The sequence below is a fragment of the Sphingopyxis sp. genome (assembly GCF_050725655.1).
Classification (GTDB): domain Bacteria; phylum Pseudomonadota; class Alphaproteobacteria; order Sphingomonadales; family Sphingomonadaceae; genus Sphingopyxis.
Genome location: NZ_JBOHHT010000032.1, coordinates 15487 through 34753, shown reverse-complemented (window position 1 = coordinate 34753; position 19267 = coordinate 15487). Strand labels below are relative to the sequence as shown.

Here is a 19267-nt window from a genome sequence, read left to right as displayed (position 1 = left end):
GACCGGCGGCGCGGGCGCGGGTTCGGGCGGCGGCGGGGCTTCGGGTGGCGGCGCGGCGGGCGGTGGGGGCGGAAGTGTCGAACGCAGATACCAATTATCCCCTGTTCCGGCGGACGTGCCGCCGCGGAACAGGAAATATTCATAGGCGCCGACCGCGACGCGATGGTTGAGCGCAAAAGCGCCGCTCGCGGTGGTGGCGCCGCCCACCGCCTCGACGACAAGGATGCCGTTCTGCGCTGTGACGCCCCCGGTTCCGCCTGCGTTAAGCACGGTGACGCCCGTCGTGCCCGACGCATTGCCGCCGTCGATCACCAGCTTATCGGATGCCGAGGCGTCATCGCCGAGCACGGTATCGATGAGCAGCAGGCCGCTGTCGCCGACATAATCACCGCGCACGGTGAAGCTGTCGCCCGGCATATTGCCGCCATTGGTCAGGTCGATCCGCCCGGCGTTGATCAGCGTCGCACGCTGGCCGGCGGTGAAAGCCGCGATCCCGCCCTGAAGGCCGCCGCCGAAAATCGTGCTCGACGCGTCGAGGTTCAAGCGGCCCGTGCCCGTCCCGGCATCGCCGAGCGTCAGAAAGCCATCGAAGGTCAGTTCGCTGTCGTTGGTCGCGTCGATCGTTTCCCAACCATCGAAGCGGGCGATGCCGCCCGTCGTGACATTGTCGAAGACCAGCGCGTCGGTGCCCGCGCCGCCGGTGACGCGGGGTGTCCCGCCCAGATGGGCGTTGGTCAGGCTGGCGAGCCGCGCGCTGTCGTTGTCACCGCCCATATCGATCGTGCCATGCACCACCCCGCCGCCATCCCAGACGACGCTGTCGGTGCCGACGCTCAGCAGCACGTCGCCGCCGACCGATCCGCCGGTAATCGTGACGCTGTCGGTGCCGCCCGACACGCTGATATTGCCGCCGATCGTGCCGCCCGACAGGATGATCGTGTCGTTGCCGAAGCCGGCGACGAGATTGCGGTCGATCGTGCCGCCCGACATGTCGAACAGATTGTCGGCAAGCTTCATGTTGACGCGCCCGATCCGCCCGCCGGTCATCCGCGCCGTGTCGCCGTCGTCGAAGGCATCGATGATGCGTCCGCCGGTCATCAGGAAGGTGTCCATCGAACCGCCCTGGTTGAGGATATTGATCTCGCCGCCGGTCATCATGAAATCGTCGATGCCTTCGCCTTGCTGTATCTGCCCGGTGACCGTCCCGGCGCCGATCTGGAAACGGTCGTTGCCATTGCCCTGATCGACCGCGCCGTTGATCCGGCCCGAATCCATCACGACGGCGTCGGTCCCGCCGCCAAAGGTCACATTGTCGGCGATAATGCCGGTTCCGCCGGCCGGGAGCGTAAGCTGGTTGTTACCGCCCGGGTCGTTCAGGCCGGCGGGGGAGGTGCCGCTGCTGCAGACGTGGATGTCGTTACCTGCGGTGGGCGTGAAAACGCATTGGGCGAGGGCGGGGGAGGCTTGCCCCAGCGCGAGCCCCGCGACGGACGACAGCAGGAACGGCTTCAGGGTGGGTTTGGCGGGCATAGAGCATCACTCCCTTTCCGGGTCGGTGTGCCCCCCTGTTCGTCAAGCCTATAAAGCCAATGTTACCAAATTGCTAAGCATCAAGTTGCGCTGGCGGTTCATCGCCCAATGCCCGCTTCAATGTCGCCTTGATATTACGCAGCAGCCGGCGCAGCGCGATGATGACGACGACGGCGGCAACCGCGAGCAGGATCGCGATGACGATGGCCAGCGGCGGATAGGCGATGGCGAGCGCGAGCAGGCCGCCCGTGGCGACATCTTCGCCGGTCGAAACCGCGGCGTTGCTGAACGGTTCGGGGCTGACGTTGACAACCGCGCGCGTCGTCGCCTTGGCGCCATGGCTCAGCAGGGCGCCGCCGCCGCCGAGCAGGAAGGCGATCACCTGCCACGCCGGATCCGACGAATCGACCAGCGCCAGCGCGAGCAGCGCGCCGCCGAGCGGGCGGATGATGCTGTGGACCGTATCCCATATGGAATCGACCCAGGCGATCTTGTCGGCGAGGAACTCGGCGAGGGTGCCGACCGCGGCGACCCCGAGCACCCAGGGATTGGCGAGCACCTGCAAAGCGGCAAGATGTTCGGGCAGCGGCAGCCAGCCGAAATGCATCGCGGTGCCAGTCGCCAATATGGTGAGGTAGAGCCGCCAGCCGGCAAGGAGGCTGAGGCTGCCCGCGACGCCCAAAATCTCGACGATTCCCAATGCCCTGCTCCCCGTCCCGGATCCCTGCGCCATCTTGCACCCGTCCGCGCGTGCCCGCAATGCCGGGATGACAAGGGGATGCGCCGCGGTTATCGCTTGCGTCATGATCGATACGCCGACGACCCCGCCCGCCGAGATACTTCCCGACGGCGCCATTCCCGCCGCGACGCTGGTCATCATGCGGCCGGCGGATGACGGCGGTCCCGACGAGATATTGATGGTCAAGCGGTCGGTCACCATGGCTTTCGCGGCCGGGGCGGTCGTGTTTCCGGGCGGCCGCGTCGACCCCGACGATTATCGGGTGGCGCGTCTCTACGGGCTGGGCATCGACGAGGCCGACGGCGCTGCGCGCGTCGCGGCGCTGCGCGAGACGCTGGAGGAAACGGGGCTTGCGGTGGGCTGGCCGGCGCTGGCCGAAAGCGACGTGGCGGATGTGCGGCAGGCGTTGCTCGCCGGAACCCTGCTTTCCGACATTTTGGCCGCGCGCGGTGACCGAATCGCACTGGAATCCTTCGTTCCATTCGCGCGCTGGTGCCCCAATTTCAAAGAGGCGCGGACGTTCGACACGCGCTTCTACGCCGTCGCGGCGCCGCCGCACAGCCATGAACTGACGGTCGAAGAGGCCGAGCATAGCCATCTTTTCTGGGCGAGCGCGAAGGCCACGCTGGCGATGGCCGACCGCGGCGACGTGTCGGTGATCTTTCCTACCCGCCGCAATCTCGAACGCTTGGCTCAAGTCACCGATTTTCCCGACTTTTCCCTACATTCCGGCCAGTTTCCGGTCGAGCTCATCACGCCATGGATCGAAGAGCGCGAAGGGCAGTCCTATCTCTGCATCCCCGGGCATTTGGGCTACCCCGTCACGCACGAATCCTTCGAGCGTGTACGGCGCGGATAAGTAGGGTTGGAAGCAACAACTTTTTCCCTATTTATGATTTACTAAGATTTGGCGGGGTAGGGCAAAACGTCGTTGCAATTGCTGAACGCTCTGCCTAAGAAGGCGCTGCAGAAGCAGACCGGGGAAACCTCGCCGGTGTGATTCGACAAAAGTAATCCAGTGGACGGAGAAAATGATGAACCTGCTTAAGAAAGCTGCGATCTCTCTCGCAGCGACCTCGATGATTGCGGCGCCGGTTGCCGCGTCGGCTGCTCCCGCAGCCCGCGCAGCTTCGGCCGTTGACGGCCAGAGCGAACTCGAAGGCAGCACGAGCTGGATCATCGCTGTCCTCGCTCTCGTTGCTGTCGTTGGCGGCATCATCATCGCGTCGGACAACGACGACGATTCGCCGACCAGCCCGTAATAACGGCTGATCTGGCTAGCCAGATTTTCTCAAAGGGCTCCGAGCTTCGCTCGGGGCCCTTTGTTTGTTCCGGGTAAGTTGTTTGTTCTGCGGAGACGGTCGTTCCGGGTCGGAACTTTTGGCGCCCGTGCCGAAGCGCGGCGAGGCGGGAATCAGAGCGTGATGGTCCGGTTCGTCCGCGATCGCGCGAGCGGGATCGCCTGGCGGGCGCGTTCGCCCGCCGCCGCGCCGATGGGGGCGAGCGTCAGCGCATAGCCGTCGGCGCGCGCATCTCCCGGCGTCGCAGCATCGGTCAGAACCACACCCCAGGGATCGACGACAAGGCTGTGGCCAAAAGTCTGTCGGCCGTCTTCGTGCGTGCCGCCCTGCGCCGCCGCCACGACATGACATCCCGTTTCGATCGCCCGCGCACGCATCAGGACATGCCAATGCGCCTCGCCCGTCGACACGGTGAAGGCGGCGGGGATGGCGATCAATGTCGCGCCGCGATCGACGAGCGCGCGGTAGAGTTCGGGGAAGCGCAAGTCGTAACAGATGCTGAGCCCCAGCTGTCCCAGCGGCGTATCGACGACCGCCACCGCGTCGCCGCCGGCATAGGCGGCCGATTCCTGCCAGTTTTCGCCTGACGGCAGTGTGACGTCGAACATATGGATCTTGTCATAACGCGCACGGATGCTGCCGTCGGCGGCGATGACATGGGCGCGGTTGACACGGCGTTCGCCATCGTCGGCGAGGAGCGGCATCGATCCCGAATGCAGCCATATCCCGTGCTTTTGCGCCATCGCCTGCAGTGCCGCGGGCCAGGAGCTGTCGGCTTCGCGGGTCATGTGCGCGCCCGAGCGCGCGCGGTCGCGATCGAGGAGCAGCGACATTTCTGGAAGAAAGGCCATCGCGGCGCCGTGCGCGGCGGCTTCGCCCATCGCACGGTCGATCGTCGCCAGATTGGCGGCGGGGTCGATGCCGCTGGTCATCTGGACGAGCGCGGCGAGGGGGGCGGTCTGCGAGGAGCTATCCATTGTATCTGGCTAAGCCCGTGGCGTTCGCAGGACAAGCCGCATGACAGTTCAGTGGCCAGCAAGGTTCGAAGGCGATAAGATGGGCCAATGTTCTATTTCTCCCGGCGCGCGCCGCTTCGTTTGACCCGATCCCTCCTCTTTGCCGGCGCCGCTGCTGCGTTGCTGCTGACGGGGCCGTCCGTCGGTGCCCAAGGCACGGCAGCAAAAACCGTCGGCGCCCAGGCGAAAAGCGGCGACTGGCTCTATGTCGGCAGCGACATTCCGCGCGATACCGCGTGGCAGTTTGGCGAGCTTCCCAACGGCGTGCGCTATGCCGTGCGCAACAATGGCGTGCCCCCGGGGCAGGTGTCGATCCGCGTCCGCATGGACGTCGGCTCGATGTTCGAAACCGAGCAGGAGCGCGGTTACGCCCATTTGCTCGAGCATCTGACTTTCCGCGGATCGGAGCATATTCCCGACGGCGAAGCCAAACGCATCTGGCAGCGGTTCGGTGTCACCTTCGGCAGCGATTCGAACGCCCAGACGACCCCGACGCAGACGGTCTACCAGCTCGATCTGCCGAGCGTGACGCCCGCCAATCTTGATGAAAGCATGAAATTGCTGTCGGGCATGGTGCGCGAACCGCGCATCTCCGAACTCGCGGTCGCGGCCGAGCGCGGCGTCGTGATGTCCGAACTCCGCGAAGCGGACGGCCCGCAAAAGCGGATTGCCGACGCGACCAACGCGCATCTGTTCGCGGGGCAATTGCTCGGCGACCGCTCGCCGATCGGCACGACCGCGTCGCTGGGCAAGGCGAGCGCGACCTCGGTCAGCGCCTTTCACAATCGCTGGTATCGCCCCGACCGCGCGGTCGTGGTCATCGTCGGCGATGCCGATCCCGCGGCCCTCGCCGGGCTGGTTGCGAAATATTATGGCGACTGGAAAGCCGACGGTCCGAACCCCTCCAATCCCGATTTCGGCAAGCCCGACCCGAAGGAACCCGCGGCGCGCGAAATCGTCGAAGCGAACCAGCCGCTCGCGCTGACGCTGGCGATGGTGCGTCCGTGGAAGAAGCGCATCGACACGGTCGAAAATACGCGGCGGCTGTACCTCGAATTTATCGCGCAGGCGCTGGTCAACCGGCGGCTGGAAAATCGGGCGCGCAGCGGCGGCAGCTATCTGGTCGCGACGGTCGAGCAGCAATATGTCAGCCGCAGCGTCGATGTGACGATGGCGTCGATCGTTCCCCTGAGCGACTGGAAAGCCGCGCTCGCCGACGTTCGCGGCGTGATCGCCGACGCGGTGAAAAATCCGCCGTCGCAGGCCGACATCGACCGCGAGGCGAACGAGATCCAGGCGTTTCTGGTCAAGGAGCTGGAGAATGCGCGCAACGAACCCGGCGCGCGGCTTGCCGACGACATGGTCCGTGCGGTCGATATCAACGAAACGGTGACGAGCCCGCAGGGCCAGGTCGACATGTTCAAGGCCATCCGCGCGTCCGCGACGCCGAAGGTGATGCTCGACATCAGCAAGGCGATCTTTGCCGCCCCGGTAACCCGCGTCGTGCTGACAACGCCGACGGCCGCAGGCGGCGATGCCGCGGTGCTTGCCGCGCTGAAGGCACCCGTCACCGCGCGCGACGACCGGCTGGCAACGGTGAAGGCCGATTTCAAGCAGCTCCCGGCCGTCGGCCAGCCGGGAACGATCGCCGCGGCGAGCAGCCTTCTCGGCCTCCGCGCCGAGCGGATCGAGTTCGCCAATGGCGTGACCGCGCTGGTGTCGAACAACAAGGTCGAGCCGGGCAAGGTGCGCGTCAATGTGCGCTTCGGCACCGGCAACCGCAGCGTCGCCGCCGACGCGCCGAACCTGCTCTGGACCGGCGATTATGCACTGGTTGCCAGCGGCATCGGTCCGTGGGGTCAGAACGAGATCGACCAGCTGACCAACGGCCGGCAGATCCAGATGAATTTCGCGATCGACGACGATGCGTTCGAACTGTCGGCCGAAAGCAGGCCCGCCGACCTTGCCGACCAGATGCGGCTGATCGCCGGCAAACTCGCCCAGCCGCGCTGGGATCCGGCGCCGGTCGAACGGCTGCGCATCGGTTTCCTCACCGGATATGACCTCAACGACGCAACCCCCAACGCGGTGCTCGACCGCAATTTGCGTGGCTGGCTGACCAACAATGACGCGCGCTGGGCGGCGCCCGACAAGGCGCAGATCGAGGCGCTGACCCCTGCCGCCTTCCGCGCCTTCTGGGAACCGCGTCTGGCCAGCGGACCGATCGAGGTGCAGATTTTCGGCGACCTCGAAACGGTCGATTACAAGAAGATTCTCGCCGAAACGCTCGGTGCACTGCCGCCGCGTCAGACCCTCGCGCCGCCCGCCGGCCAGCGCGTCGACTTCGCCAAGCATGTCACGGTGCCGGAGATCGCCTATCACCGCGGCGAGCAGGGACAGGCGGCGGCGATGACCGCCTGGCCGACCAGCGGCGGTCTTGCCAACCCGCGCGACGCGCGCGGGCTGGAAGTGCTGGCGGCGATCTTCAACGATCGCCTGTTCGACCGCCTGCGCGCCGAACAGGGGGCCAGCTATGGCCCGGTGGTCGACAGCCACTGGCCGACGGGCTTCGACACCGGCGGCTATCTGCTCGTCGGCAGCCTGCTCGCACCGAAGGATCTCGATCGTTTCTATGGCATCGCGAAGGATATTGCCGCCGACCTCGTCGCGAAGCCGGTCGATGCCGATGAACTGGCGCGTAACGCGGTGCCGATCCGCGAACAGGTCGCGCGCGCCTCGACGGGCAATGTCTATTGGATGTTCCTGCTCGAAGGCGCGACGCGCGATCCGCGCGTCACCGCGGCTGCGCTGTCGATCCAGGACGATATTTCGGCGGTCACCTCCGCCGATATTCAGCGACTGGCGCAGCAATATCTGACGCCCGCGCGCCAATGGTCGCTGGCGATCCTGCCCAAGGGGATGACGCTGGCCGATGCTTCGGCGTTGGGCGCGGCACCGGCACCGGCAGCAGGCGGGCGCTAGGCGCTAATGCAGCTTGAGGCGCGGGCGGATGATCGCATTCACTCGCCCGAGCAGGATCAGCGCCGATCCATGGAGCCAGCCGTGGATCGCGATCAGGTGCATGCGGTAGAGCGAGGTGTAGACGAAGCGTGCGAGCCGCCCCTCGATCGCCATACGTCCGCCGATCAGATTGCCCATCAGGCTGCCGACCGTCGAAAAACGGCTGAGCGACACCAGCGAGCCATGATCGCGATAGACGAAATCGCGCAGCGGCTTGCCTTTCTCCATCGCGACGAGGTTGCGAAACACGGCTGAAGCCATCTGGTGCGCCGATTGCGCGCGCGGCGGCACGGGCCGCTCGTCGCCGGGCAGGATGCAATAGGCACAGTCGCCGATCGCGAAGATGCGCTCGTCGGCGGTCGTTTGCAGCGTCGGACGGACGACGAATTGCCCGCTGCGCGCGCGTTCGAGCCCGTCGTCCTCATTGGCGAGCGGCGCGGTCTTCACCCCCGCCGCCCAGACGCGAAGATCGGCGGGAACGACCTGACCCGATTTCAGAACCATCGCGTCGGCGCGTACCTCGGTCACCGGGGTATTGGTGAGAACGGCGACGCCGAGCGCCTCGAGTTCCTGCTGCGCCGCCTCGGCAAGTCGTTCGGGAAGCGCGGGCAATATGCGCGGCCCCGCCTCGATCAGCGTGACGCGCAGGCGTTTCTCGTCGAACACCTCCAGCCCATAATGGCGCAGCCCGCCCGCGGCGTTGAACAGTTCGGCCGCCAGTTCGACGCCGGTCGCGCCGCCACCGACCAGCGCGATATGGACCTGCGCATCGCTCGCCGGGTCCTTCAGCATCGCGTGCGACACGCGCAGGCAATGGTTGAGCAGCTTGTTGCGGAAGCGGTCGGCCTGCGGGCGTTCGTCGAGGAAGATGCAATGCTCGCGCGCGCCCGGCGTGCCGAAATCATTGCCCACCGACCCCATCGCAAGCACCAGATAGTCGAAACGCAACCGGTGCCGCGCGATCAGCTCGCTGCCGTCCTCGTCGAGCATCGGCGCGATGACGATTTCGCGCGTTTGCCTGTCGACGCTTTCGAGCGTGCCGGGAAAGAAGCGATAGCCCCAGCGATGGCAATGGCTGCGATAGCCGACCTCGTCGAGATTGGCATCGAGCGACCCCGTCGCGACCTCGTGGAGCAGCGGCTTCCACACATGTGTCCGGTTCTTGTCGATCAGGATGATGTCGTGCCGGGCGCGGCCGTATCGGGCGCCGAGGCGCCGCGCGAGTTCGAGCCCGCCCGCACCGCCTCCCACGATCACGATCTGGGTCTTGCGCGGCGTGGTCACATCGATCTCCTCGGGAAAGGGCTAGGTGCCGTCGCCTTGTGGCGCACGGATCGGCGTTCGCAACTTCCGGATCCGCGGTTCGCGCTCAAGCTGGCCCTTGGTCATGATGTCGTGCCGCATCTTCGCACGCACGTCGTGGATCGACGCGATCACCGGCCCCATCGCGACGCCCAGGTCGATCAGCACCGCCTCGGCGAGTTGCAGCGAGCTTTCGAGCGTCTCGGGAACGGCATCGCTCGCGCCCGCCTGATAGAGTGTCGCGGCATGATCGGCGTCGCGCGCGCGGCTGATGATCGGCAGCTCGGGGTATTTCTGGCGCAACTGCCGCGTCATCCGGAGCTGCTGCACCGGATCGTCCATCGTCAAGACGACGGCGTTGGCGGTCTCGATCCCCAGCTTGTCGAGCGCGCCTGTGCGCGCAACGTCGGCAAAACGGACGATGAAGCCTTCGCGCCGTGCCGCGGCGACCGTATCGATATCGGCATCGACCGCCATATAGGGTCGGCCATGTTCGCGCAGCAGTTCGGCGACGGTGTGGCCGACGCGGCCGAAGCCGACGACGACGGTGCGGCCCTCCGGCGTTTCCTCGGGCTGTCCTTCGCCGGTCCGCATCTCGATCCGCCGCGCGATGTCGTGGCCGATACGCGCGAGCAACGGCGTGATCGTCAGCCCGATCGCGGTGACGAGCTGCCAGAATTCGGCGGTGCTGCGGCTGATGATCTGCGCCTGCAGCGCCGTCGCGAGCACGATCAAGGTCGTTTCGGACGGGCTCGACATCAGCAGGCCGACTTCGGCCGCGGTGCCGCGCCGTGCGACGTTCGAAAAGCGCAGTAGCGCCGCGGTGACGATCGCCTTGATCGCCACGACGCCGACGACCGCGGCGACGAGCTGCGGCCATTGTTCGCCAATCGTCCTGAGATTGAGCCCCATGCCGACGCTGATCAGGAACACGCCGAGCGCGAGGCCCTTGAATGGCGCGGTGATCGCCTCGACCTCTTCATGATATTCGGTTTCGGCGATCATCAGCCCCGCGAGCAGCGCGCCGACGATCGGCGACAGCCCGACCGCGGCGGTCGCGAGCGCGGCGACGATCACCACCAGCAGGCTGGCGGCGAGGAAGAGTTCGGGGTCCTTGGCGCGCGCCGCCTGCGCGAAGATGCGTGGCAGCAGGAACCAGCCGCCGATCGCGAGCGCCGCGACGACGACGACGCCCTGCCATAATGTCGTCAGCAGCAGTTCGGCGTTGTCGCCGGCCGCGCTGGGCGCCAGCGCGCCGAGAATGAAGATGATCGGGACGATCGCCAGATCCTCGAACAACAGCATCGAGAAGGAGGCGCGGCCGACTGCCGATTTGGTGCCCGCGATCGGGAGCACCAGCGCGGTTGAGGAGAGCGCGAGCGCGATGCCGAGGCCGAAGGCGGCGGGGGTCGAATAGCCGCCGACCAGCCATAGCGCGCCGCCGAGGATTGCCCCGCCGAGCAGCAGTTCCGCGGCGCCGATACCGAACACCAGTTTTCTGAGTTGCCACAGGCGGCGGAACGACAGTTCGAGCCCGATCGAGAAGAGCAGCAGGATGATGCCGAATTCGGCGAAGAGCGCGATGTCCTCTGTCGAGGCGATCGTGATATGTTTTAGCCACGGATATTCGGCGGCGAGCGCGCCAAGCCCCGACGGACCGACGAGCAGCCCGACAAGGATGAACCCGATCACGGGTGGCAGGCGGAAGCGCGCGAACGCCGGGATCACGATGCCTGCGGCGCCTAGCACCACCAGCGCGTTGCCGATGGCGGAGGTTTCTGTTTCCGATACCATAAGGGCCGACCTTATGCAGGCCGGCCCCGATTGGCTAGAGGACTATCCCAAGCAAATCACTTATATGCTTCGTCATTGCGAGGAGCGAAGCGACGAAGCAATCCAGAGCGGTTCAAGGCCGCCCCTGGATTGCTTCGCTGCGCTCGCAATGACGCATTGGGTGAGATGCTGGCTCAGGCGCCCATCTTGGCTTCGAGATTTTCGACGATCGCCTCGAAGAAGCCTTCGGTGGTCAGCCAGTTCTGGTCGGGACCGATCAGCAGCGCCAGATCCTTGGTCATCTTGCCGCTTTCGACCGTCGCGACGCAGACCTTTTCGAGGTCGTCGGCGAACTTGATCAATTCGGCATTGTCGTCGAGCTTGCCGCGGTGCTTGAGCCCGCCGGTCCAGGCGAAGATCGACGCGATCGGGTTGGTCGAGGTCGCCTTGCCCTGCTGGTGCATGCGATAATGGCGGGTCACGGTGCCGTGTGCGGCTTCGGATTCGACGGTCTGGCCGTCGGGGGTCATCAGCACGCTGGTCATCAGGCCGAGCGAGCCGAAGCCCTGTGCGACGGTGTCCGACTGGACGTCGCCGTCGTAATTCTTGCAGGCCCAGACGAACTTGCCGCTCCACTTGAGCGCCGAGGCGACCATGTCGTCGATCAGGCGATGTTCGTAGGTGATGCCCGCCTCCGCGAACTTCGCTTTGAATTCGGCGTTGAACACTTCCTCGAACAAGTCCTTGAAGCGGCCGTCATAGGCTTTCAGGATCGTGTTCTTGGTCGACAGATACACCGGCCACTGGCGCGCGAGGCCGTAGTTGAGGCTGGCGCGCGCGAAGTCGCGGATCGAATCGTCGAGGTTGTACATCGCCATCGCGACGCCCGACGACGGGAACTGGAACACTTCCTCGTCGATCAGCGTGCCGTCCTCGCCCTCGAACACCAGGCGCAGCTTGCCGGGGCCGGGGACGCGGAAGTCGGTGGCGCGATACTGGTCGCCGAACGCGTGGCGGCCGACGACGATCGGGTCGGTCCAGCCGGGAACGAGGCGCGGGACATTCTTCATCACGATCGGTTCGCGGAACACGACGCCGCCCAGGATGTTGCGGATCGTGCCGTTCGGCGACTTCCACATCTTTTTCAGGCCGAATTCTTCGACCCGTTCCTCGTCGGGCGTGATCGTCGCGCACTTGACGCCGACGCCATGCTTCTTGATCGCATTGGCGGCATCGACCGTGATCTTGTCGTCGGTCTGGTCGCGCATCTCGATGCTCAGATCGTAATAATGCAGGTCGATGTCGAGATAGGGAAGGATCAGCCGCTCACGGATCCACTGCCAGATGATCCGGGTCATTTCGTCGCCATCGAGTTCGATGACCGGGTTGGCTACCTTGATCTTGCCCATGCTTACAGCCTTTTTCCTTGGGGAGTCGGAGTTGCGAGCGCCTTAGGCAAAGCCGAGACAATGTTCAACTGCCGGTGGAACGGGTCGGTCAGCTTATCCATTGTCAGTCTAGAAGCTGCCCCCTAGAAGAACGGCCATGTCCAATATCATATCCTCGAACCGCCCCGGCGGCGGTATCAAATGGCACTGGCCGTCGATCCATCCCGAAGGCCGCAAGTTCCTTTTGATCGCCGGTATCGTGACTCTCTGTTTCTGGCTCCTCGGCTGGGAAATTCTCGGTTGGCTGATGCTTGGCGTGACGCTGTGGGTCGGGGCTTTCTTCCGCGATCCGGTGCGCGTCACACCCGCGAGCAACGACCTGATCATCGCGCCCGCCGACGGGCTTGTCACCCAGATCGCCGAAGTCCCGCCGCCACCCGAAATCTCCGGCCCCGACGGGCTGGGCACTGCGCCGATGCTGCGCGTCTCGATTTTCATGAGTGTCTTCGACGTTCACATCAACCGCACCCCGGTCGCCGGGACACTGCGCAAGCTGGTCTATATTCCCGGCAAGTTCCTGAACGCCGATCTCGACAAGGCGAGTGAAGAGAATGAACGCCAGCATTTCGTCGTCGAGCGCGCCGATGGCGTGCGCATCGGCTTCACCCAGATCGCCGGCCTCGTCGCGCGGCGCATCATGCCGTTCGTCACCATGGGCAATGAACTCACGACGGGCCAGCGCGTCGGGCTGATCCGCTTCGGCAGCCGCGTCGACGTCTATCTGCCTGCGGGCACGACGCCGCAGGTGCTGCTCGGCCAGCGCACGCTCGCCGGCGAGACCGTCGTCGCACGGATCGGCACCGCCGAGACGATCGACGGCATCGGTCAATAGAGTGACCGAGGACGAGCAGGTCATTCCCGACGCCGCGGGGCGCCGCATCGCCGGAGTCAGCCTGCGTGCCTTCGCCCCCAACGCGATCACCATCCTCGCGCTTTGTTCGGGGCTGACCGGGGTCCGCTTCGCGATCGGCGGCGAATGGGCGGCGGCGGTCACGATGATCATCGTCGCGGGGGTGCTCGACGGCATGGACGGGCGCATCGCGCGTTTGCTGCGCGCGCAGAGCAAATTCGGTGCCGAACTCGATTCGCTGTCCGACGTGATCGCGTTCGGCGTCGCGCCGGCGATGATCCTCTTCCTCTGGTCGCTGGCCGACGCCCCCAAATTCGGCTGGACCGCGGCGCTGGCGCTCGCGGTGTGCTGCGCGCTGCGGCTCGCGCGCTTCAACTCGCGCATGGATGCCGATTTCCAGCCGCACAAGTCGGCGGGCTTCATGACCGGCATTCCGGCGCCCGCGGGCGCCGGGCTGTCGTTCGTCCCCGTCTATCTGTGGCTGGTGACCGGCAACGATCTGTTCCGCGAATGGTATGTCGTGATGCCGTGGGCGCTGGGCGTCGCGATGCTGATGATTTCGGCGATCCCGACCTACAGCTGGTCGTCGATCCGGCTCCGCCGTTCGTGGCGTCTCTTTGCGCTGGCCGGGGTTGGACTGCTCGGCGCGGCGCTCGTTACCGCCCCGTGGCACACGCTGCTCGCGGTGTGCGCGCTTTATCTGGTGATGCTGCCCTTCGGGCTCGCAAGTTACGCGAAGGTCAAGCGGCGCGGCTGAGCGCCGGCTGCATGCGGGCTGCGGCGCGGATAGGGCGGGGGGCGTCGCGGCGCGCCGGCGAGCGGCGCAGCGTCATCCTCTGAGGAGCGGGTCCCGACTGCGGGCCGGTTTCGGCCGGGAAGGCGCCTTCGCCGAGGAGCGCCGAGAGAATCGCATTCTCGTTATTGTTGAGCATGGCCAGAATCACCGTGACGCCGAGACCGGCGGCGAGGGCGAAGAGGAGAGCGGCAGCGACCTGAACCATGATCTTGTCCTTTTGGCTTCTGTGTGCGAAACCTTTTGTTAATCAGCGACGGTTTCGTTGGACTTTTCGTTCCATGTTCCTGTTTTGTTCTCAACACTTTTGCGACGAACGGAGTCGCTTTTTCGCCGAGTTGAGCCCGGAGCGTCGCCTCCATTGAACGCGAAAAGGCACGTCCGCCCCTTGCTTTTGGCGGCCAAGGCGGCTAACGGCCCGCCCATTCCACATGGAAGGCGCACATAAACCGGTGCCGGATCGTCCGCTTGCGGGCCTTCGGTTCTTGCTTTCCAGAGGACCAACCGGAAGGAGAAAGACTATGGCGGCACCTGTCGTCACGATGCAGAATCTTATCGAAGCTGGCGCCCACTTCGGCCACCAGACCCACCGTTGGAACCCGCGCATGAAGCCGTACATCTTCGGCGCGCGCAACGGCATCCACATTCTCGACCTGTCGCAGACCGTGCCGCTTTTCGCGCGCGCGCTCGACTTCATCGCGTCCTCGTCGGCCGCCGGTGGCAAGGTCCTGTTCGTCGGCACCAAGCGCCAGGCGCAGGGTCCGATCGCCGACGCCGCGCGCGCTTCGGGGCAGCACTTCGTCAACCACCGCTGGCTGGGCGGCATGCTCACCAACTGGAAGACGATCTCGGGTTCGATCAAGCGCTTGAAGACGCTCGAAGAGCAGCTCTCGGGCGACACCTCGGGCCTCACCAAGAAGGAAGTGCTCAACAAGACGCGCGAACGCGACAAGCTCGAAATGAGCCTTGGCGGCATCCGCGACATGGGCGGCATTCCCGACGTGATGTTCGTGATCGACGCGAACAAGGAAGAGCTGGCGATCAAGGAAGCCAACGTCCTTGGCATCCCCGTCGTCGCGATCCTCGATTCGAACGTCTCGCCCGACGGCATCGCGTTCCCGGTTCCGGCGAACGATGACGCCGCGCGCGCCATCCGCCTCTACTGCGATGCGGTTGCCCAGGCGGCAACGCGTGGCGGCCAGCAGGCCCGTGCAAACCGCGGCGAAGATCTCGGCGCCGCTGTCGAGCCCGTCGCCGAAGCCGCACTGACCGAAGAAGCAGCCGCTCCTGTTGCTGAAGAAACCCCGGCCATCGAAGCCGCTCCGGCTGTCGAAGAAGCCGCTGCCGCTCCGGTGACCGAAGACGAACAGGTCCCGGCCGAAGCCGCTGCCGAAACCGAACGTCAGAGCGACGCCTAAGCGCGCCTGAATGACGGGGGCGGCGCGCTGCGAAACGGCAGCCGCCGCCCTCCACTCAATCGTTCGGGTCATCGTTTTGACTTATCGCGCCGCCACGCGTGCGGCGCAGCAGCCCCGTTACCGGACTGCTCCACACTGGAAAGGATCACCCATGGCTGAAATTACGGCCGCTCTCGTCAAGGAACTGCGCGACCGCACGGGCGCAGGCATGATGGACTGCAAAAAGGCGCTCGCCGAAAATGGCGGCGACATCGAAGCGTCGATCGACTGGCTGCGCACCAAGGGCCTCGCTGCCGCCGCCAAGAAGGCCGGCCGCGTTGCCGCCGAAGGCCTGGTTGGCGTTGCCACCGACGGCACCCGCGGCGCGATGGTCGAAATCAACAGCGAGACCGACTTCGTTGCGAAGAACGAACAGTTCCAGGGCTTTGTTCGCGACGTGACCGGCGTCGCGCTTGCCGGCAACCTGACCGACGTCGACGCGCTCGGCGCCGCGGGCTATCCGGCGGGCGGCACCGTCACCGAAGCGCTGACGCAGAACATCGCGACGATCGGTGAAAACCAGTCGCTGCGCCGCTCGGCGATCATGTCGGTGAACTCGGGCGTCGTGACCGCCTATGTCCACAACGCCGCCGCACCCGGCATGGGCAAGATCGGCGTGCTCGTCGCGCTCGAATCGACCGCCGGTGCCGACGTTCTCGAACCGCTGGGCAAGCAGCTTGCGATGCACGTCGCCGCCGCGAACCCGCTGGCGCTGAACGGCGACGATCTCGACCCGGACCTGATCGCGCGCGAACGTGCGATCGCCGAGGAAAAGGCCGCTCAGTCGGGCAAGCCTGCTGAGATCGCGTCGAAAATGGTCGATGGCGGCATCGCCAAGTTCCGCAAGGAAAACGCGCTGCTGTCGCAGCTGTTCGTGATGGACGGCAAGACCCCGGTCGCCGAAGTCGTTGCCGCTGCCGGCAAGGATGTCGGCGCGACGATCACGCTCAAGGGTTTCACCCGCTTCCAGCTCGGCGAAGGCATCGAGAAGGAAGAAAGCGATTTCGCGGCGGAAGTCGCAGCGGTCGCTGGCGTCTAAAAAGAAACGCGCGATTGCTGCGCCGAAGCGCCGCAGTCCGCTTGGCAATGGCGCGTGCCCGTTCTAGGGTGCGCGCCATTCGCTTATTCATCGATTACATAAGGTTCCCCCGATCATGGCTCTGCCCGGCATGAAACGCATCTTGCTGAAATTGTCGGGCGAGGCGCTGATGGGCTCCAGTCCCTTTGGTATCGATCCCGAAACCGTCGCGAGCATGGCCGCCGAGGTCAAGGAAGCCAAGGAGCGCGGGCTCGAAATCTGCCTCGTCATCGGCGGCGGCAACATTTTTCGCGGCATGGCGGGCGCCGCCAAGGGCATGGACCGCGCGCAGGCCGACTATATGGGCATGCTCGCCACCGTGATGAACGCGCTCGCGATGCAGAATGCGCTTGAACAGCTTGGCGTCGAAACGCGCGTCCAGTCGGCGATCGAAATGGACAAGGTGTGCGAGCCGGTGATCCGCCGCCGCGCCGAGCGTCATATGGAAAAGGGCCGCGTGGTGATCTTCGCCGCGGGCGTCGGAGCGCCCTATTTCACGACCGACAGCGGCGCCGCGCTTCGCGCCGCCGAAATGAAGTGCGACGCGCTGCTGAAGGGCACCAGCGTCGACGGCGTCTATAACGCCGACCCGAAGAAGGATCCGGGCGCGGTGCGCTATGACACGCTGAGCTATGACCGCGTGCTCGCCGACAATCTGAAGGTGATGGACGCGAGCGCGGTGGCGCTGTGCCGCGACAATCATATCCCGATCGTCGTGTTCAACATCCGCGAACCCGGCAATCTGGCGCGGGTGCTGGCGGGCGAGGGGGTTTCCACCATCGTCGGCGACGCCGACTGACGAAATGCCCGGCGACGCCGACTGACGAAATCCCCGCCGACGCGGCCTGACAAGATCAAGAAGAGGAATAGACGATGGCGAAATATGACAAGGCCGACCTCGAGCGCCGCATGCACGGCGCGGTCGAATCGCTGAAGAGCGACCTTTCCGGCCTGCGCACCGGCCGCGCGCACACCGCGCTGCTCGATCCGGTGACGGTCGAAGTCTATGGCAGCCAGATGCCGCTGAACCAGGTCGCCTCGGTCAGCGCGCCCGAACCGCGCATGCTGTCGGTGCAGGTGTGGGACAAGACGAACGTCGGCCCGGTCGACAAGGCGATCCGCTCGGCGGGCCTTGGCCTCAACCCGATCGTCGACGGCCAGATGCTGCGCCTGCCGATCCCCGAAATGACGCAGGAGCGCCGCAAGGAACTGTCGAAGCTCGCCGGCAAATATGCCGAGGCGGCGCGCATCGCGGTGCGCAACGTCCGCCGCGACGGCATGGACAATCTGAAGGCCGACGAGAACAAGAAGGAAATCAGCGAGGACGAGCGCAAGCGCCACGAAACCGAGGTGCAGAAGCTGACCGACGCGACGATCGCCGAACTCGACGCCGCTGCGGCCGCCAAGGAAAAGGAAATCCTGGGCTAAGCCTATGCGGCATGTCAGCCCCTCTCAAATCCTCCCCGGGACGGGGAGGGGGACCGCCCGAAGGGTGGTGGAGGGGGCTCGCGTCCTGACGCGACGCAGCTTGAAGCCGCACACCCCCTCCATCAGCGCTTCGCGCTGCCACCTCCCCGCGAGCGGGGAGGAATGGTGAGCACCAGCCACGGCGCACGCCATGTCGCCATCATCATGGACGGCAATGGCCGCTGGGCCAAGAAACGCCTGCTGCCCCGCGTCGCCGGTCACAAGGCCGGGGTCGAGGCGGTGCGCACCATCGTCCGCGCCGCGGGCGACCTCGGCATCGAGGCGATGACGCTTTATGCCTTCAGTTCCGAAAACTGGAAGCGGCCCGAGGAAGAAGTCAGCGACCTGATGGGGCTGATGAAGCGCTTCATCCTCAGCGACCTCGACGAATTCGCGGCGAACGATGTGAAGCTGAAAGTGATCGGCAATTGGCGCGCGCTCGCGCCCGATGTCGTCAAGCTGATTGAAAACGCGCTCGACCGCACATCGGGCAACAAGCGCACGACGCTCGCGGTCGCGCTCAACTATGGCGCGCAGGACGAGCTGGTCCGCGCCGCGACCGCCGCCGCCGCACAAGGCCCGATCACCGAGGAAGCGATCGCCGCGCATCTCGACACCGCCGACATGCCCCCGCTCGACCTTCTCATTCGTACCTCGGGCGAGGTTCGGCTGTCGAACTTCCTGCTCTGGCAGTCGGCCTATGCCGAACTCTATTTCACCGATACCTTGTGGCCCGATTTCAAACCGGCCGATCTCAAGGCAGCGCTCGACCATTTTGCGCGGCGCGATCGCCGTTACGGGGGACTTTAGGGCATGGCGACAGCGGGTAAATCGGACCTTTTGGTGCGAATAGGGTCGGCGATCGTGTTGTTTGCGATCGCGGGCACTGCACTGTGGTTCGGGGGGCTCGCTTTCGGCCTGCTGCTCCTCGTCGGCGGCGCGCTCGTCCTTGTCGAGTGGTTTGCACTGGTGCGCGCAATGACCCTCGGCGGCGGCGCCAGGACGGGCCTCAATGTCCTCGGCCCGATCCTCGTTCTCGGCGCGATGGCAGGGCTCTGGTTCATCCGCGATGCGCTGGGGGTCACCGCCGCGCTGTGGGTCTTCGGCATGGTCTGGGCGACCGACATCGGCGCCTATTTCGCCGGCCGTGCTTTTGGCGGCACTCGCCTTGCGCCGAAAATCAGCCCGTCGAAAACCTGGTCGGGGCTGATCGGCGGCATGGTTGCGGCGCTGATCGCCAGCGCGACGATCGGCGACCGCGCGGGCATCGTCGGGGTGCCGCTGTGGATCGGCCTGTTCATGGGGTTGCTCGCGCAGCTCGGCGACCTTGCACAAAGCTGGATGAAGCGCCGCGCCGGGGTCAAGGATTCGGGCAAGCTCATCCCCGGCCACGGCGGCCTGTTCGACCGCGTCGATGGCGTGCTGCCGGTCGCGCTGCTGCTCGGCGCGCTCGCCTTCGCCGGACAGATCGCCGTGCGGGTGGCGGGCTGAC

General features: G+C 65.7%; 17 protein-coding genes and 1 pseudogene. 11 read left to right on the top strand and 7 right to left on the bottom strand.

Annotation, left to right across the window (positions count from 1 at the left end; all coding sequences use genetic code 11):
* Nucleotides 1–1530, bottom strand: a pseudogene (locus ACREBX_RS04080) (hypothetical protein); the annotation flags it as partial.
* Nucleotides 1531–1603: 73 nt separating this feature from the next.
* Complete coding sequence (locus tag ACREBX_RS04075) at nucleotides 1604–2230, bottom strand: DUF4126 domain-containing protein (protein WP_431560474.1); 627 nt, start codon at nucleotides 2228–2230, stop codon at nucleotides 1604–1606.
* Nucleotides 2231–2333: 103 nt separating this feature from the next.
* On the opposite strand from ACREBX_RS04075, the gene ACREBX_RS04070 reads away from it, so the two are divergent.
* Complete coding sequence (locus ACREBX_RS04070; RefSeq protein WP_431560472.1) at nucleotides 2334–3128, top strand: NUDIX hydrolase; 795 nt, start codon at nucleotides 2334–2336, stop codon at nucleotides 3126–3128.
* Nucleotides 3129–3300: 172 nt separating this feature from the next.
* Nucleotides 3301–3531, top strand: a complete 231-nt coding sequence (locus tag ACREBX_RS04065; RefSeq protein ID WP_248453944.1) for a hypothetical protein — start codon at nucleotides 3301–3303, stop codon at nucleotides 3529–3531.
* A gap of 152 nt (nucleotides 3532–3683) precedes the next feature.
* Here the strand turns inward: ACREBX_RS04065 and ACREBX_RS04060 are convergent, their stop codons facing one another.
* On the bottom strand, nucleotides 3684–4547 hold the full coding sequence (locus tag ACREBX_RS04060; RefSeq protein WP_431560471.1) for a carbon-nitrogen hydrolase family protein: 864 nt from the start codon (nucleotides 4545–4547) through the stop codon (nucleotides 3684–3686).
* An 87-nt stretch (nucleotides 4548–4634) separates the two neighbouring features.
* Between ACREBX_RS04060 and ACREBX_RS04055 the strand changes: the two genes are divergently transcribed.
* The gene (locus ACREBX_RS04055; RefSeq protein ID WP_431560470.1) at nucleotides 4635–7568 is read left to right on the top strand and encodes a M16 family metallopeptidase; all 2934 of its coding nucleotides are present in this window, start codon (nucleotides 4635–4637) and stop codon (nucleotides 7566–7568) included.
* Between the two features lie 3 nt (nucleotides 7569–7571).
* Here ACREBX_RS04055 and ACREBX_RS04050 read toward each other — a convergent pair whose 3' ends face one another.
* The 3 genes from ACREBX_RS04050 to ACREBX_RS04040 form a co-directional block, all read right to left on the bottom strand.
* On the bottom strand, nucleotides 7572–8891 hold the full coding sequence (locus tag ACREBX_RS04050; RefSeq protein ID WP_431560469.1) for an NAD(P)/FAD-dependent oxidoreductase: 1320 nt from the start codon (nucleotides 8889–8891) through the stop codon (nucleotides 7572–7574).
* Nucleotides 8892–8912: 21 nt separating this feature from the next.
* Nucleotides 8913–10703: a cation:proton antiporter gene (locus ACREBX_RS04045; RefSeq protein ID WP_431560468.1), complete on the bottom strand. Its 1791-nt coding sequence runs from the start codon at nucleotides 10701–10703 to the stop codon at nucleotides 8913–8915.
* 173 nt (nucleotides 10704–10876) lie between these two features.
* Nucleotides 10877–12091 carry an NADP-dependent isocitrate dehydrogenase gene (locus tag ACREBX_RS04040; RefSeq protein ID WP_431560467.1) on the bottom strand — a complete coding sequence of 405 codons (1215 nt, stop codon included), beginning with the start codon at nucleotides 12089–12091 and terminating at the stop codon, nucleotides 10877–10879.
* Between the two features lie 136 nt (nucleotides 12092–12227).
* On the opposite strand from ACREBX_RS04040, the gene ACREBX_RS04035 reads away from it, so the two are divergent.
* Nucleotides 12228–12962, top strand: a complete 735-nt coding sequence (locus ACREBX_RS04035) for a phosphatidylserine decarboxylase (RefSeq protein ID WP_431560466.1) — start codon at nucleotides 12228–12230, stop codon at nucleotides 12960–12962.
* A 1-nt stretch (nucleotide 12963) separates the two neighbouring features.
* Nucleotides 12964–13737 carry a CDP-alcohol phosphatidyltransferase family protein gene (locus tag ACREBX_RS04030; protein WP_431560465.1) on the top strand — a complete coding sequence of 258 codons (774 nt, stop codon included), beginning with the start codon at nucleotides 12964–12966 and terminating at the stop codon, nucleotides 13735–13737.
* On the opposite strand, the gene ACREBX_RS04025 is transcribed toward ACREBX_RS04030, so the two are convergent.
* A complete protein-coding gene (locus ACREBX_RS04025; RefSeq protein WP_431560464.1) occupies nucleotides 13721–13981 on the bottom strand; it encodes a hypothetical protein in 261 nt (86 codons plus the stop codon). The two genes, ACREBX_RS04030 and ACREBX_RS04025, sit on opposite strands and share 17 nt — an antisense overlap.
* Before the next feature lie 313 nt (nucleotides 13982–14294).
* On the opposite strand from ACREBX_RS04025, the gene rpsB reads away from it, so the two are divergent.
* From rpsB to ACREBX_RS03995, 6 genes are all read left to right on the top strand, one after another.
* Entirely contained in the window at nucleotides 14295–15191 is an 897-nt protein-coding gene (rpsB, locus tag ACREBX_RS04020; protein WP_431560463.1) for a 30S ribosomal protein S2, read from the top strand.
* 151 nt (nucleotides 15192–15342) lie between these two features.
* Nucleotides 15343–16269 (top strand): translation elongation factor Ts, encoded by a 927-nt coding sequence (gene tsf, locus ACREBX_RS04015; protein ID WP_431560462.1) that lies wholly within the window; start codon nucleotides 15343–15345, stop codon nucleotides 16267–16269.
* A gap of 115 nt (nucleotides 16270–16384) precedes the next feature.
* Entirely contained in the window at nucleotides 16385–17107 is a 723-nt protein-coding gene (gene pyrH, locus ACREBX_RS04010) for a UMP kinase (protein ID WP_431560461.1), read from the top strand.
* A gap of 74 nt (nucleotides 17108–17181) precedes the next feature.
* The gene (frr, locus tag ACREBX_RS04005; RefSeq protein ID WP_431560460.1) at nucleotides 17182–17736 is read left to right on the top strand and encodes a ribosome recycling factor; all 555 of its coding nucleotides are present in this window, start codon (nucleotides 17182–17184) and stop codon (nucleotides 17734–17736) included.
* A 162-nt stretch (nucleotides 17737–17898) separates the two neighbouring features.
* Nucleotides 17899–18585, top strand: a complete 687-nt coding sequence (uppS, locus tag ACREBX_RS04000) for a polyprenyl diphosphate synthase (RefSeq protein WP_431560459.1) — start codon at nucleotides 17899–17901, stop codon at nucleotides 18583–18585.
* Nucleotides 18586–18588: 3 nt separating this feature from the next.
* Complete coding sequence (locus ACREBX_RS03995) at nucleotides 18589–19266, top strand: phosphatidate cytidylyltransferase (protein ID WP_431560458.1); 678 nt, start codon at nucleotides 18589–18591, stop codon at nucleotides 19264–19266.
* Nucleotide 19267: the final 1 nt, after the last annotated feature.